This window comes from Methanobacterium formicicum, assembly GCF_029848115.1.
GTDB lineage: Archaea > Methanobacteriota > Methanobacteria > Methanobacteriales > Methanobacteriaceae > Methanobacterium > Methanobacterium formicicum.
This window is the reverse complement of the sequence record NZ_JARVXG010000022.1, coordinates 1-15,000: the sequence shown is the minus strand read 5'-3', so window position 1 is coordinate 15,000 and position 15,000 is coordinate 1. Positions and strand designations below refer to the sequence as shown.

At 40.5% G+C, this 15,000-nt stretch carries 8 protein-coding genes (1 of these 8 only partly in view); 2 read left to right on the top strand and 6 right to left on the bottom strand.

Annotated features, from left to right (window positions below):
- The 6 genes from QC759_RS01210 to QC759_RS01185 form a co-directional block, all read right to left on the bottom strand.
- On the bottom strand, positions 1 to 475 hold the start of the coding sequence (locus QC759_RS01210) for an alpha/beta fold hydrolase (RefSeq protein WP_048072791.1). Its footprint begins 500 nt before the window's first position; only the first 475 of its 975 coding nucleotides appear in the window; it begins with the start codon at positions 473 to 475; its stop codon lies beyond the left edge, outside the window.
- Positions 476 to 506: 31 nt separating this feature from the next.
- Entirely contained in the window at positions 507 to 1,139 is a 633-nt protein-coding gene (locus QC759_RS01205; RefSeq protein ID WP_048072792.1) for a DUF447 domain-containing protein, read from the bottom strand.
- Positions 1,140 to 1,263: 124 nt separating this feature from the next.
- Entirely contained in the window at positions 1,264 to 1,986 is a 723-nt protein-coding gene (gene cobI, locus QC759_RS01200; RefSeq protein WP_048072793.1) for a precorrin-2 C(20)-methyltransferase, read from the bottom strand.
- Positions 1,987 to 2,139: 153 nt separating this feature from the next.
- On the bottom strand, positions 2,140 to 3,012 hold the full coding sequence (locus QC759_RS01195; protein WP_052659965.1) for a hypothetical protein: 873 nt from the start codon (positions 3,010 to 3,012) through the stop codon (positions 2,140 to 2,142).
- A 128-nt stretch (positions 3,013 to 3,140) separates the two neighbouring features.
- Entirely contained in the window at positions 3,141 to 4,118 is a 978-nt protein-coding gene (locus QC759_RS01190; protein WP_048072794.1) for a hypothetical protein, read from the bottom strand.
- Positions 4,119 to 4,141: 23 nt separating this feature from the next.
- Positions 4,142 to 8,395, bottom strand: a complete 4,254-nt coding sequence (locus tag QC759_RS01185; protein ID WP_052659966.1) for an Ig-like domain-containing protein — start codon at positions 8,393 to 8,395, stop codon at positions 4,142 to 4,144.
- Between the two features lie 433 nt (positions 8,396 to 8,828).
- Here QC759_RS01185 and QC759_RS01180 point away from each other — a divergent pair, with 433 nt between their 5' ends.
- Together QC759_RS01180 and QC759_RS01175 are read left to right on the top strand one after the other, a co-directional pair.
- Positions 8,829 to 10,577 (top strand): helicase C-terminal domain-containing protein, encoded by a 1,749-nt coding sequence (locus QC759_RS01180; protein WP_048072795.1) that lies wholly within the window; start codon positions 8,829 to 8,831, stop codon positions 10,575 to 10,577.
- A 119-nt stretch (positions 10,578 to 10,696) separates the two neighbouring features.
- Positions 10,697 to 15,000: DUF4011 domain-containing protein (locus tag QC759_RS01175; protein WP_279844726.1), on the top strand; the 4,304-nt coding region annotated here is incomplete at its 3' end.

Sequence of the window (15,000 nt, the reverse complement as noted above, 5' to 3'; positions counted from 1 at the left end):
TGGTTCCATTGAGTATCAAAAAATCCATAAAATCCGGGTACTGCAGTGCCCAGTTCAAAACCTGGAAACCGCCCATAGACGTGCCCATAATCCCCCTTACATGTTTTATTCCCAGTCCACCAGTCAGTAGTTGATAATGGGCACGTACCATATCTTTTATTGTGTATTGTGGGAATTTTGTCCGGAGGCCCGAGGTGGAGGGACTGGAAGATCCCGGTGCCCCGAGAGCAGTGGGACTTATCACGTAGAACTGGTTGGTATCTATAGCTTTACCCGGCCCTATAACACTTTCCAGGTTCCTTACCGAAGAAAAGTCCCCACTCCAGCCATGGAGATAAATAAAGGCATTGGTGATATTACCCTCACCATCCACCTTTTTAATCCCCTGTGTGGCGTATTCCAGTTTCATATCCTGGATCATTTCCCCTGATTCAAACTGGAAATCTTTTATAACATGATAACGTGGTTCAAGCAATTATTTCACCTTTAGTTCCATTTTTACCCAATCATTCCTTAATTCTCAGTGCAAATTCTTTTTGAATTAGTTCAATTGCCTTTTTATGCTCCGGTCCCCCTACGTGGTTTACCACCCGGGATATCTCCTTCATCCTATCAGCATATTCCTGCTTTTTCACAGATGAAACCCTTCTAACCCTGGTCAAGTTTACGAGAGCCTCGAGTACTCCGCATATGGCCCGGCTCAACGGTTCGGACTCCTTTTTTTGTTGTTTAATATCTTTGACCTGGGAATGGAACATTATGGTGATATTTTCACCCATGGCATCATTTTCCTTTACAATTTTCTTTTCATGGCGTACTTCGCCGAAAAAGGAAGCATCGGCATTTTTCAGGGAAAATCCGTGGGGTTCTTCCACAAAATCAAGGTGGGATGCTTCGCCTATAAGGGAATAAGTGAAAAGGAGGGGATCCCGGGATAAATTGACATAGAACTTTTGGTCCCGTTTCACATTGGCTATGGTGCGCGACCCTTCGTGTAACCGGAGGACCACCTGGTCTGGGCCCTTACAAATTACTCCCATAGGAGCTGCGTTTGGTGTTCCATCCGCGTTAACCGTAGTTACAATGCCTTCATAGTGGATTCCCTTCTCCATGTTCAATGAATATAAATTTAACGCCATTTATCTCACCATCAATAATTCTCCGTGCTATTTATATTTTAATCCCTCTTCCATAAGAGACTAGTCCTTTGATTTTAGAAAAAACCTCTAAATAATAGGAAAAAATTGAAAAATAACAATAAATTCACCGGTTTTCATGAACCTTAGAATCATTGAACTTGACTATGGTAGTGGACAGGTACTTCCCATTTTTAGCAAAGCCCTCGAATATCTCCTCATCTTCCATACCACAGTTTTGAACAGAAAGCACCTTCTTTTCCCGGGGATCCCTATCAATAAGTTCTTCCAACATCAAAGAGTGACGGGAGGTCTTCATGACCACCGCAGTGTCAGCGTGTTCTAAAAGTTCTCCCAGCCGTTCGTCCACCTTGGGAACCACCAGGATTATTTCGTCCTTTTCACCCAGGGTGATACCTGCACTAGCAGCACAACCAGTAAACGAGGTTATTCCCGGTATCATCTCCACAGAATAACCATGTTCCCCGATTATGCTAGCCACATAGGAGAACGTGCTGTAAATTGACGGGTCTCCCAAAGTTATAAAAGAAACGTCCCGGCCTTCATCCAATTCTTTGGCAATTAACTGTGCAGCACCATTCCAATAACTCTTAAGGGCTTTTTTATCCTCAATCATTGGGAAAAGAGGTTCAATAACCTTATATTCATCATCTCGACCATCCAATATCCCCTGGACTATGGAAAGAGCCACACTTGGTTTATTTTTCGATGACTTGGGTGAACAGATAACTGGAACACTTTCCAGTGTTTTCACTGCCTTAACTGTGAGTAAATCAGGGTCTCCCGGACCCACACCAATACCAATGAGTTTACCTTTACTGTTATTCATGATGTAACACCGAATTAGTAATTAGAATAATAGTTTTGTATTTATAATTATAGTTAATAGGTATATCGAGAACTTAAATTCATGAAACTATTATTTAATGAGTAAAAAAACATTGCCTGCCCTTACTATAAATCAAAAAAACCATCATACATTTTAATTAATTGTTTGGATTTCAGCAGATGTTAATTTTTCTTTATATTTTAATTTACCCCCGCATTCACACTCAGAAGTGAAATCATCGGGGGATTCCTCTATTTGAAGTTTATAATAACCATTACAGCCATCACAGACAAGGTATCCACGGTTAGGTTCATTTTCTGTATTTTGGACAATATAATGAGCAAGGTCAGTATTTAAAAGCTTTAATGAAGTTTTGTAACCAATTATAATATCTTTTTTACTTAGGTAGTCCCGTTCCTGATTAACTGCAGAACAACACCCGATAAAATTTATAAAAGTATCTTCAATGGCAGATAGACGAAAATATTTAACGAAACTAAACCCAGGGTAGGCGAATTCATTCTTCAATAGTCTCAAATTGTTGGCAAATTTTTTAGTATCATCATTCTCCCATTTAACCATTTTTAACTTCTGAAAGAATTCTAAAGTAGTTTCAGGATATTCTAATCCATTATCAAACTCATTAAGTCCTTTAATAAGGCTTTTATCCAGTCCACTTGAATAAATAATCCTCAAATCTTCCCGATCTAACTCCCGCTGAACTGTCATATAATATCTTAGTTCAATTAAAGTGTACATCTTTTGCACATAATAAAAACGAATTATACATCCAGATTCTGGGAATAATACACCTAAAGTATCTTTAGCCTGAGAATAAACTTTACTTTGTGAAATTTCTCCGGAATAAATGCCTTCTAAGTTGTAAAGATGTAGATTTATTTTAAATGCTCTTTTTAATTCATTGTATATTCCAGAATCCCTTGTTATTTTCATTAAATATACAATTTCATCTAAACCATCAACATCTTCATTTTCAATACGATCCAATGCTTTACGAAACTGCAATTCATATACCCTACTAAAAATATTTTAACCCCCTTAATCCCTGGTCGTCCTGATAATAATTCTTTTTAAATCAATTAATCTGATGCTGATGATTATTGGAAATCATTAAACTAGCAACCCACAATAGTTTATATATCTATTTTTTGGCGGAGTAGCTCATTTTCCAACTCGAAAAAGTTCTCAAAATATATTAGTTTCCCCCCACACCGACAGGTTTCAAAATCTTCAGGAGATTCAGCCGGTTCAAGGTGGTAAACTCCCAAGCACTGTTCACAAAGTAGATAACCTTTTTCTTTTTCCAGACCCGCACTCTGATTTTCGCCATTTAGATCATCGTATACTTCAGTTTTCGGAATACCCGGGGCTTTATATTGAGTAATATCAGTCCTTATAAGTTTGAGATAGGCTAAATTTGCCCTTACACCGTCGTATGCGTTGACTTTATCCCGATTATCTCCTGCAGCACTACATCCGGCAAGTACTGTAAGTAAAATCATTTCAGATAATTGGAAGCTGGAAAAAAAGAAATACCCCAATACATTGTGTAGTGTGGCTCTCTTAAGCATGCTAATCTTTATAAAAAGTTTTTCGGACTGTTTATCCACAAAATGCATTTTCCTAAGTCTTTGAAAAAAATCAGGTGTGGGTTCCGGTGTCTGTAAAACACACTCAAAATTTTCCAGGGCAAAAACCAGGCGGAAATCTAAACCACTCAAATAGATATTCCTTAAATCCCCATAATTCAACTTCCGCTCCGAATACATCGAGTAAATAACTTCTAGATACAAATATAACAAACAGTACTCCCCGTAACAAAACGTATCACCGAATGGTCTGGGAATAATGGGATTTTTCATGTTTTCACTAGCCATTTTAATTAGTGAATTCTCTTTTCGGGCAAAAGAAGGTAAAAAACAGCCCATGATATAATTACGTCGTTTATTGACAATACCAAAATTATTGGCCATCTTTTCATAAGAACCATTGCTTTTCACTAGGTCTAACTCGTGAATTATGTCTTCAATTCCCTCTACTTCATAATCAGCCAGGATTTCGTCGATCATATCCTCTCTTTGCCATTCCATAATTTCCGGAGGAATTATCATGGTATCACTCATATTATATTAAGTTAATTTATTTTTTTAATAAAATGTATTATTTCATTCTTTCGATCGTGCATCCATCCACTAACACCATCAAGGACTTCGGTAACCACCAGGGGAAAGGTAACATCAGAAAGTATTTCAATAAGCAGGGAAAGTTCTGAAGCCCCCATAAAGAATAAATATGCTCCAGTCCAGGTCAAAGCGAGATCTAAAATATTTGCGGGACTGGGATTAAAAACCAAAGCCAAAACATTCAATATTAATGCAAACGGATTCACAAAAAGTAGGGCCGAAAAAAAACTTCCCATGAAACAAGCCATACACTCGACTAACCACGAAATTACGGCTATCATGTCCATAATTAACCAAATAATTAACCAAAATAAATAAACGATTTGCGTTGCAAATAAAAATACCAATATGAGAATCAAACAAACTATAAGGATAATTAAAAGCACATCCATTAAATTAATGGAAGGCCCTGAACTAGATTGACCACTGCTTCCTCCTGAAAATCCCCCTTCAGCACCTCCTCCCCCACCAGACCCACCAATATTCCCGCTAGGAACTACAGAATTGCCCGAATCATTATAATTTCCATTCGATCCTGATAAAACATGCCCTGATTCCCCATAATATAAATTTATTGTAGAAAATCCCACTACATTGAAATAAAGATATAGAATACCCTGATTTCCCGCATAATCAATGGCAACCACAGTCACCAAATTGGAACCAATATTCAAAATGTGGGGAACTCTATGCTCCAACACCCATTGTCCATTAAAATAGATTAAAAACCGTTGAATTCCATCAATTATGGCATAAACAGCATTCGTGTCCGGAGAAGATACTGCAGTAACTGTTAATTTCCTCAATTCTCTAAAATCGAAAAATTTGAAAACAGTAGGATTTAACATCCCATTCACTACTGGAGGAGTGTTGTCCACAGTAAAAGGAATATATAAGACTTGTTTATTCCCTACAAAATCTACAGCAGTTAACAGAATATTATAAATTCCATCAGGAAGTGAGGGGACCTTATAATCAAGAATCCATCCCCGGAAAAGATAACCCCAGTGTTCATCAAGTTCTTGAGGAGTACTATATTTTTCACCAACAATTTCGGCTGATATGTTCTTGATATCAGGATGATCATCTATGTAAACCACAATTGTGTCACCTGATTTTAAGATTTGAGTGTTGACTCTAGTAATTATAGGAGGGGGTGTATTGTCAACGGTGAAATAAACCATTTGAGTCCTATTGTTCCCTAAATCATCAAAAGTTGTCAAAAAAATAGGATACACTCCATCAATAACCGGGGGAACAAGGTAATAGTACTCCCAAATACTTCTATTTTCATCCCCATAAACCTTGGTTAAATTAAACACTTCATCAAAAACCTGGGCCTTCACTGCACAAGTGTCATCGGTTAAATATTTTGAAGGATAAACTTGGGCAACGATTCTAAGTGGGTCTCCTGATTTTATATCTTCAGGAACTACGAAACCAAAAATGAACGGTGCACAAGAATCTACAATTACGGAGGTCACATAATTCACTTCTATCAACAAGGGAGTATTCTGGTCGGCCCAGCCCATACCAAACTGAACTATAACCAAGATCGAATACTCATGATCCTGAAACCAGGAAGGAGCAACACGTCGTAATATCCAAGATCCATCGGTTTGTTTAATTAAATCCGTGTAATCCCAATCCATGGTAGTGTATACATAAACCAGTCCAGCGTCGGGGCTGGTAGAAACAGTTAACTTAAAAAATTCATCACCTTTCAGCCTTTTAGGATCAACAGTAACATTAATAGTGGGTACTAAGTTCTCAATTGCTAGATTTAAAGTACTGTAGCCCTGATTTCCCGACCAGTCAGTTGCAGTCAGTAACAATGGATAAAAACCTTCTTGGAGCCATGCTTCATAATATCCTAGCCACGAGCCATCTAATTGTCTAATTAAGCCAATATTATCCTCTTCAATTGAAGCATTCACACTAATTGTGTCTGTATCGGTTGATACGTTTATAACAATCAAAGGTTTATCTTTAAATATGCCATTAATAAGGTAACAAGGATTTGGAGTGATACTTGCATTAAGAATAGGACAGATATTATCCAACTGGTTGAAAATTTCAAAATAAAGATAACAATATTTTTGACTTCCAAAAGCATTCTCTGCCGTTAATAAGACACTATAATTTCCATTTGGGAGATATGGCACACAATATTGTAAATTCCAAGTATCATCGGTTTGTTTTGTTAATTGATAGACTTCATCCAAAATTAAAGCTGAAATCCCAACCGTGTTATGATTGGAATTTACAGTTATGTTGATCTGGTCAAATGTTTTTACTATTTCGGGAGTTAATGAAGCAGAAAGAATATATACATCATTATTTATAGTTAAATTTATTTTTAAAAATCCAATATTTCCTGCTTCATCTATTGCAGTTAATATAACTGGATAATTCCCATCGGGAAAATCAGGGACAAAATAATGCAATATCCATGTAACCATCATCCCCACATCATAATCCTGATGCATTTGAAGTGTTTCACCCAAAATATTGACTTTAATTCTCTTTGTATCTGAGTCTGAATACGCACTGATAATTAATGAATCACCATATTGAACCATTTCTGGAGTTATATTACCGGTGACTGTTGGTGGGGTATTATCAACCGTCAAGTTAAGACTAATGGTTTCATAATCCCCGTTAGCAGCTAAAGATCTCAAAATGACCGTATAATTCCCGTCTGGTACGTGATAAATAGGGAAATAAATTTCCCAAACTCCATAGTTATTCTTTACTAAGTTTTTGATTTCTCCAAACAGTTCGGCAGTTATGGTTAGAGTTCCGGGATCATCATAGGCTTTAATTAAAACCTGATCTCCAGATTTGACAATTTGAGGGTGTAAAAATGCGATTAAACCTTCATAATTAGATTTTTCATAGATGAATATATCATTCCAGTTATTTGTGTCATTACCCACAAGATTAGATGAATCTGAGCTGAAAACAACATTAGTGCCATTATAACTGAGACCGGGTTCTCTGCTGTTAGAATCTTCAAAATCTCCATTATTTGAAATACTAATGAGGCTGGTTGTTCCTAAACCTCGATCATAGAGAAATATTCCCGTATCCTCATGGATGACCGATTTGGAATTACCCCCCTTGTTGGTAACTTTTTGAACGATATGCTGAATAATAGTGAAACCCACGTAGCGCCCATCCCCACTAATATCAGGTTCACCTGAATTTTGTGAAAATTCTTTTCCATCACTGGTAACACTCACTCTCTCTATTTCATTTAAAATTTGATCAAATACAAAGATATCACAAACCATATTATTATCTTCAGGAACTAAATTATCAGCATAAGAAGAAAATACTATGCAACGCCCATCAGAACTAATAGCCGATTCCATACTAGCAGAATTAGCTTCAGTGAAATTATATCCCACAATTCTTTTGATTAAATTCAAATTCTGATCAAAAATGAAAACATCACTACAACCATTTTTATCGTTGAAATCTAAGTTGTTGGCATCAGAAGTGAACGTAATGTAACGCCCATCCCCACTAATATCTGGATATAAACTATCAGAATTTGATTCTTCACCCGTATTTGAAATACTAATTCTCTTTATCCTTTTTTGTGTTCGATCAAAAACAAAAACATCGGAATAGTAATTTTTATCGTTATCTACTAAGTTATTGGCATAGGAGCAAAATGTAATGCAATCCCCATTAGCACTTATTTCAGAACCAAAACTATCGGCATTGCCTTCTTCGCCACTATTTGAAATACTAATACGATTAGTTGTTTCCAAAAGCCGATCCCGAACGAAAATATCCGCACAATCATTGGTGTCATCTGCAACCAAATTCGACGCGTAAGAAGTGAAAGTTACATAACGCCCATCCCCACTAACCGCAGGACTAAAACTATCTCCATTTGCTTGTAAACCTTGATTAGAAATGCTCACCCTTTCCGTGAAATTTAATATAGTGTCATGAATGAAAACATCACTGCAATTGTTATCATCGTCGTTCACCAGATTAGTTCCCTGTGATGAAAATACAACGTAACGGCCATCAGCACTAATGGCAGGGCTGAAACTATCCCCATCTAGTAAACTACCATTGTAAGAGACACTAATTTGCTGAATATTATTATTTGCACCAGAAACTGAACCACAGAATGCCAATACAAGAAATACAAATACTACTGATAAAAAAATCCTTCTTTTCATCAAACAATCCCCAATTGGTCCCTGCCGAATAATAATTACTTACTTCTAATTAATAATAACTTTATATAAAAAATTATTACTAAACCTATATAAATATTACTGCAAATAAAAATAATATTATTCTTATTTTAAAAAACCTAAAAATAGACTCATGCAACCCATTTAAGTTATTAAACGACTTTTAAAGAATTTCAATAAACAATAAATTAGTAATAAAAATTTAAATAACCTTATTATATTAAATGATTTATAACCATCCTCAAAAAAAGTTATTACCCTATAACATTTCTATAAAATCCTTTTAAATGCATAACCATGATTATATTTAAATAAACACCTTAAAAATTAATAATCAAGACTGTTTTTAAAAGAATACTACTCACGCGCTGTCAAACTTTACCTATTTATACCATTATCCAAAATATAATTCCCTATGGATAACGGCTTTTTCTGTGACAAGTGCGGAATGATAAAAGACCGCTGTATATGTAATTCTGGAAGTACTGGAGACAGTACCCAGGTTAAAACACCCAAAATATCAACATCAAGAATTAACGCCATGAAAAGGGCTTTCCCCCATATTGACGAGGATATCATTGAAAAGTTCCCCTTCGCTTCACCCCGAGAAGGGCAGTTAGAGATAATATCCGAAATCAGGGAGGCTATAGACGATGGTTATTCTAACATAATCCTGGAGGCCGGTACTGGAACTGGTAAATCAGTGGTGGCCACCACCCTGGCCCGACTGTACCATCCGGCTTACATACTAACCATGACCAAACAGCTCCAGTCACAGTACGCCGCAGAATTCGGTTACCCCATGGTAAAAGGCCGTGGAAACTTCTTGTGTCAGAATGAGAGTCTGGAGTTTGGCTGTGACCAGGGAACCTGCCAGACCATCCCCAGCACACAGAAATTTGCCTGTGACTACGGTATAAGTAAATCACCCTTCGACGGGGAACTGCACGCCTTCCAGGATGCCTTCGGATCGCCCATTTACTTCCGTTCTAACCAGAGGTGCCGTTACTGGGACCAAAAGGCCACAGCCGTGGAAAGCAGCATAACACTGATGAACTATGATTACGCCCTTCTGGAACTGAACTACGTGAAACACTTCGGTAAAAGAGATTTCATGGTTCTGGATGAGGCCCATAACCTGGAAAACAAGCTCATGCAGCGCCTAGAGGTAAACCTGTACAACCGGAGACTGGAACGTGAGGTTAAAAAAGTCATACCCCCCAGCATGATGAAACAAGAGGAACCGGATGAATGGATTCTCTTTGTGGAATCACTCTACGAGGATTACCAGGACATAGACCTGAAACAGATACCAAAAAACCAGGCCGACCGGGTTAATCGAATGAAAATGAACCTCAGCGAGCTTTCAAGGAACCTGGAAAACCATCCAGACAACTGGGTGGTGGATACCAGCCCTGGTGGGGTTTCATTTAAGCCACTGCGGGTGGACACCTACGCCAATGACCGGCTCTTTAACCACGCCGATATCCGGCTGTTTATGAGTGCCACCATCCTGGACCAGGACTTATTCTGCCAGTGGCTCGGCATAGACCCGGAAGAAACCTATCACCTGGAAGTTAAGAGTATTTTTCCCCCTTCGTCCCGTCCGGTACACCTTAAACTGGTGGGAAATATGTCCCACCGCCTGATCAAACGTACCGCCCCCAAAACCCTTCCCGTGTTAGAGAAGATCATTGAACACCATAAATACGAAAAAGGGCTTATTCACACCCATAATTACAAGTGTCAGCAGTATATCATTAAGAACCTGAAAAATCCTCGGTTAATGGGCCATAACCCTAAAAACAGGGAACATGTCCTGGACCGGTTCGAATACAGTAAAGAACCCCGGGTTCTGGTGAGCCCATCCATGAGTGAAGGGGTGGACCTGCCCTATGAAAAGTGCCAGTTCCAGATCATCTACAAAATACCCTTCCCTTACCTGGGGGATCCCCAGATAAATCAGCGGAAACAGCAGGACCCCTCCTGGTATGCTTATAAGACTATAATGACTCTCCTACAGGCTTATGGGCGGGGTATGCGGGCGGAAGATGATTACTGTGAGACCTACATCTTAGACGGGAACTTCCGTATGTTACTCCGGAACAAACTCTACCGAAAACTGGTGCCCAGCTTCTTCAAGGATGCCATACAGAGAGAATAACCCTCTTGATGAAAAAAAAGGGGGATAGTTTTAATATAGAGTATAAATAAACCATTATTGATCATATTGATAATCATTGTTAGTTCCCGGGACAATCCAAGTTATGAGAGGTAAATGAAATGTCCGAACTTTCCAAGGTGGACATATACAGACAGATCGATGTTCTAAGACAGAACCTGCTGGACCTTACCATGCGTAACCAGCTTTTAAACTTCCGACCACGCAGCATGACCGTGGAAGTCAAGGAAGCAGACTTAGCCGAGATTTACGACCGTTTAATCCTCAAAAAGAGTAAAAGGAAACTATTACAGTTTATCCCTCGGTCAGAAATGGAAGGAACTGTTACTACTCCAGGAGACAACTATTTAGACCAAGATAATAAGGATTCATCACCGGAAGAGAGCCAACCCCGTACTCAAGAATCAGTTAGTGGAACTGGCCAACCTGTTGAAAAAACTGTTGATGAAAACTCAACCACTACTACTATTTCTTTAGAGGATCCTGAATTAAACGAGGAGGCTTTAACTGCACCTGATGAGTCTGATTTATCGGGAATTAATACCATCTCTGGAGAAGAAGGTTATGAAGAATCGTTGTTATGGGAAGCTCCCTCTTTAGACCAGGAAACTCTGGAGAAGAATAAGGAAATCTTTTTATCCACTGATTTAACGCCCGCAGAACTCCAGCGCCGTTTGTTTTACATTAACCAGCGTGCCAGATCAATGATGGAAGAGCAGGGTTACAACATACTCTACCTGGCCCTGGGATTCTTGAAATGGCGGGATGACAACGGAAACCATGGGGAATATACAGCACCGTTGATTCTGATTCCCGTGGAACTTGAACGTAAACGGGTGAAAGGTTCCTTTAAACTCCGCTGGACTGGTGAAGACATAATCTCCAATATATCCCTACAGGCCAAATTATTGGATTATGGGGTGGAAATACCTGATTTTGAAATGCCCCGTACACCCGAGGGCATTGATGAATACTTGGACCAGGTCCGGGAATCTGTTTCCCATGAGAAGGATTGGGAAGTTCGGAATAGTGTTTTCCTTGGTTTCTTCAGTTTCACCAAATTTGTGATGTACAAGGACCTTGACCCGGAAAGCTGGCCCGAAGACCTGCCCCTGGAAGAAAATCCCCTTATAAAAGCTATTTTTGACCCTACAGAAGAAGAATTGAGTCAAGGTTTTAAAGAAGATCAGGTGGATGTTAAATTATCCTCCGAAGATGTTTACCATGTTATGGATGCAGATTCATCCCAGATTGCGGTTATAGAGGATGTGAAGCAGGGTCGTGACCTGGTCGTGGAAGGACCACCGGGTACTGGTAAATCCCAGACCATAGTGAACCTCATCGCCGAGTTACTGGCCCGGGGCAACACCGTACTCTTTGTCAGTGAAAAAATGGCTGCTCTGGAAGTGGTTAAGGGTCGTCTGGATAGTGTTGGACTGGGAGAATTCTGTTTAGAGCTCCATAGTAAGAAATCCCAGAAAAAAGATGTTCTTGAAAAGCTAGAAAGTGTTTTACGAAATCCTAAACCTATCGATCTAGCCATGGATGACGATCTAAGCACCATTGAAGAATTAAAATCTGAACTAAACGAATATGTCACCCTGCTCCATTCACCCTATGCCCAGATCAAATGGACACCCTATCAGCTGTTTGGAGTTAAAGAAAGATCCCTGCACCATTTCGAAAAAAATGAAACCAAAATGCCACGTTTCACGGTGGAGGATGGAGGGAGCTGTACTCTAAGGGAATGGCAGCGCACCATAAACAAGTTCAAGGAAATGGGTGAACTCTACAAACTGGTGAAACCCGTATCGGACAACCCCTGGAAATCTACCCGGCCAGACCCCATACTCCCCGCTGAAGAGGAAGAAATCGAGGTTTTACTGGAAAAAACTGTTGAAACACTGAATGAACTGAATTTGAAGGCAGAAACTCTTTCAAGAATATCGGGAGTCAGCATACCCGTGACTCTGGAGGAAATGGAACACCTGATTGCAGCAGTGGAGATAATTTCCTCGTTCCCCTCCCTGGAGAGAGAGTTAATCATGAACACCCAGTGGGATTACGATAAATTACAGGTTTACAATCTCATAAAAACCCTGGAAGAATATAAAACCAGGGTAAACGGCATGAGAAGATTCAAAAAAGGAGTACTAGATGAGGATATCCCCTCATTACTCCTGAATTTCCAGGAACAAAAGCCGAAACTGTTGAAATTCCTTAGTGGAGATTTTAAAAAGACTAAAAAGAAGATCAGGAAGCTTTATGTGGGAAGGACCCCTGAAAATGAGGCCACCATCCTCCGGGACCTGGAAGAACTGATCCGCTGCCAGGAGCTCCGTTCCCAGATAAGGGCCGAGGATGAACTGGCCCGTTCCCTCTTTGGTTCCCACTGGAAATCAGAAGACAGTGAAGCAGAAAATCTGAAGAACATATCGGAGTGGATCCTCAAGTTCAGGAAAGCCCTGGAAGAAGGCAGGATCACCGAAAAAATACTTATAATTCTTGATTCAGCAGAACAACACGAAATTAAAAAGATCACCACCGAAATGCACCAGGATTACGACCAGATCCTGCAGTACATTGAGCAGTTAGATAGTTTCCTTCACTTTGAGCCCGACGCCGTTCTGGGAAAGTCCCTGGTTAAAAGCCCTATTGATTACCTTTCATCCCAGATATCCCTTTTAAAAGTTGGACTGTCTGGATTGCAGAACTGGTCCCGTTTTAACTCATCACGGGCCGAGTGCCTGGAAACTGTGGGTAAAAACCTGGTGGCGTTGGTGGATAAGGATGAAATTGCAGCCGAAAATATCGTGCCCTGTCTGGAAGGTAACTTTGCCGATTCCTTACTGCGCAGTCTCTTTTTAGAAGAACCTTCCCTTTCCCGCTTTGTGGGGGAAGTTCATGAGAAGAAGATCGATGAATTCCGGGAACTGGACCGCAAGATCATTACCCTGAACCGGTTCCGCATTGCCCAGGAACTGCACCAGAACCGCCCCTCACTATCCAGCACCGCATCCCCCCGGTCTGAGCTGGGAGTACTTAAAAGCGAATTTTCACGTAAAAGGGGCCACATGCCCATAAGAAAACTGTTATCCATCTGTGGAGGCATAATACAGACCATAAAGCCCTGTTTCATGATGAGCCCCCTTTCCATTGCCCAGTACCTGGATCCCTACAGTGTGAAGAACCTGCGCTTTGATTACGTTATTTTCGACGAAGCCAGCCAGGTGAAACCTGAAGACGCCCTGGGAGCGCTATTGAGGGCAAGGTGTGCAGTTATAATGGGCGACACCCGGCAACTACCTCCCACCAGCTTTTTCGATATTATGCTGGATGTGGAGAGTGATGACTACGACCTGGCTGTCTTAGCCGACATGGAGAGCATCCTCCACCTGTGTAAAAGGAGTTTTTCATCGAAGATGCTGCGCTGGCACTACCGTAGCCGCCACGAATCACTCATTGCCGTCAGTAACCAGGAGTTCTATGATAACCACCTCCTGATATATCCTTCACCCAACCAGGACTCGGAAGAGTTGGGATTGAAACTAATACACCTCCCAGAGACTGTATATGACCGGGGAAAAACAGCCACCAACCGGGCCGAAGCCAAGGCAGTTATCAAAGAGGTATTTGACCATTACCATAAGTACGGAAATACCAAAAGCCTGGGTGTGGGCACCTTCAATGTGCGCCAGCAGCAGGCCATCCTGGAAGAACTGGAACTGCAACTTAAACTCAACCCCAGTATGGAAAAATACTTCAAGGGAAACCAGGGGGAACATTTCTTCGTTAAGAACCTGGAAACAATCCAAGGAGATGAAAGGGATGTTATAATGGTCAGCGTAGGTTATGGATTCGATGCAGAAGGCCGTTTAAGCCATAACTTTGGACCAGTAAATCAGGACGGGGGAGAAAGGCGTTTGAACGTTCTTTTAACCCGGGCCCGTGAAAAATGTTTGATATTCTCAAATTTCCGTGGGAAAGACCTGCATTTAAATTCAACTGCACCATTTGGTCTTCGCGCCCTGAAAGAGTTCCTGGAATATGCCGATGATAAAATCCTCAGCCACCAGGAGCAATTCCCTAACACAGCCGACGATGCCTTTGAAGGAGCGGTTTACGAATTTTTAACTGAACACGGGTACGAAATCCACCGCAGGGTGGGTTGTGCTGGTTTCCGGGTGGACCTGGCCGTGGTGGACCCCGAGTATCCGGGACGTTATCTGCTGGGCATATCCTGCGACGGGCCCATGTACCAGACCAGCAGGGTGGCCCGGGACCGGGACCGGCTCCGCCAACAGATACTGAAGGGACTGGGATGGAATCTACATCGTTTATGGGCTACCGACTGGTATCGTAACCGTGTTGAGGTGCAAAAACGGCTCCTGGCCACTATAGAAGA